This window comes from uncultured Ellagibacter sp., from assembly GCF_934636505.1.
Classification (GTDB): Bacteria; Actinomycetota; Coriobacteriia; order Coriobacteriales; family Eggerthellaceae; genus Ellagibacter.
In genome coordinates this window covers 1-1,574 of record NZ_CAKUAL010000130.1, presented here as the reverse complement: position 1 = coordinate 1,574, position 1,574 = coordinate 1, and the positions used below count along the sequence as shown (strand labels likewise).

Genomic DNA, 1,574 nt, shown 5'->3' with positions numbered 1-1,574 from the left:
GCCGGCGGCGGTGAGCGTCGAGGAGGGCACGCTCTACGTCTTCTATCCGCTTGCGACGGGCGAGGCTGCCACCGCGCCGCCGCCCGCCACCGTGTGACGCTTGTCGGCTTTTCGGTGATCGCGCGGCGGACCTTTCCCTCTGTCGTATAATTCGCCTAGCATCTTTGCATAACCGGGGAGCTCGCATGCAGCGCTGTGCTGCGCGGCGGGCTGAGAGGAAGCGCGCTTTCGCTTCGACCCGAAACCTGATGTGGATAATGCCAACGAAGGGAGTCGAATAATGGCGAACAGCCAGGTAGTTTCGCATACCAAAATCACGCAGATCGATTTCGCGCGCGCAGGGGAAATTACGCCCGCTATGCGCATCGTCGCTGAAAAGGAAGGCCGCGCGCCCGAGTTCATCCGCGAGGGGGTCGCAGCCGGCCGCATTGCCATCCCCGCGAACATCCACCACACGTCGCTTTCCCCCGAAGGCGTGGGCGAGGGGCTTCGCACAAAGGTGAACGTAAACTTGGGTATCTCGGGCGATCTTGCCGATGAGCAGGTCGAATGGGAGAAGGTCGACATTGCCTTCGAGCTTGGCGCCGAGGCGATCATGGACTTGTCGAACAGTGGGAAGACGCAGTCGTTCCGCACGCGGCTGATCGAGAAGTCGCCTGCGATGATCGGCACCGTTCCCATGTACGATGCCATCGGGTACCTCGAGAAGGCCCTCATTTCCATCACCGCCGAGGACTTCCTCGACGTCGTGCGCCGCCACGCTGAGGACGGCGTCGACTTCGTCACAATCCATGCGGGCATGAATCGCCGTACCATCGAATCGTTCAAGGAAACGGGGCGGCTCATGAACGTGGTGTCGCGCGGCGGGTCGCTCATCTTCGCGTGGATGGAGGCGACGGGCAACGAGAATCCGTTCTACGAGTACTACGACGAGGTGCTCGATATCCTGCACGAGCATGACGTGACCATTTCCCTCGGCGATGCGATGCGCCCAGGTTGCAATTACGATGCGACCGACGCTGGACAGATCTGTGAGCTCATCGAAATCGGCAAGCTCACCAAGCGTGCGTGGGACGCGGGCGTGCAGGTCATGGTCGAGGGGCCGGGGCATATGGCAATCGATGAGATTGCGGCGAACATGAAGCTCGAGAAGCGTCTGTGCCACAACGCGCCGTTCTACGTGCTCGGCCCGCTTGTGACCGACATCGCCCCTGGATACGACCACATCACCGCAGCTATCGGCGGAGCCGTCGCGGCAAGCTCTGGCGCAGACTTCCTGTGCTACGTTACGCCTGCCGAGCACCTTCGCCTTCCCGATGCCCATGATGTGCGCGAGGGTCTTGTCGCGACGAAGATCGCAGCTCATGCGGCCGATATTGCGAAGGGTATCCCGGGCGCGCGCGAGCGCGATGCGCGCATGTCGGATGCCCGTCGTCGCATGGACTGGGAAGAGCAGTTCTCGCTCGCGATTGATCCGGTGCGCCCGCGCAAAGTGTTCGAGAGCGCCCCTCCCGAAAACGAGGGGACCTGCACGATGTGCGGCAAGATGTGCGCGGTCCGCACGGTGAACAAGA

1 protein-coding gene and 1 riboswitch are annotated in these 1,574 nt (G+C 62.3%); the gene reads left to right on the top strand.

Translation table 11 applies throughout. From position 1 onward, the window contains the following. Positions 1-163: 163 nt before the first annotated feature. A riboswitch (TPP riboswitch) is annotated at positions 164-289 on the top strand. Then, positions 281-1,574, top strand: a 1,294-nt coding sequence (thiC, locus tag Q0G18_RS09430; RefSeq protein ID WP_297152452.1) for a phosphomethylpyrimidine synthase ThiC, incomplete at its 3' end; no start/stop codon positions are given. Its footprint overlaps the riboswitch before it by 9 nt.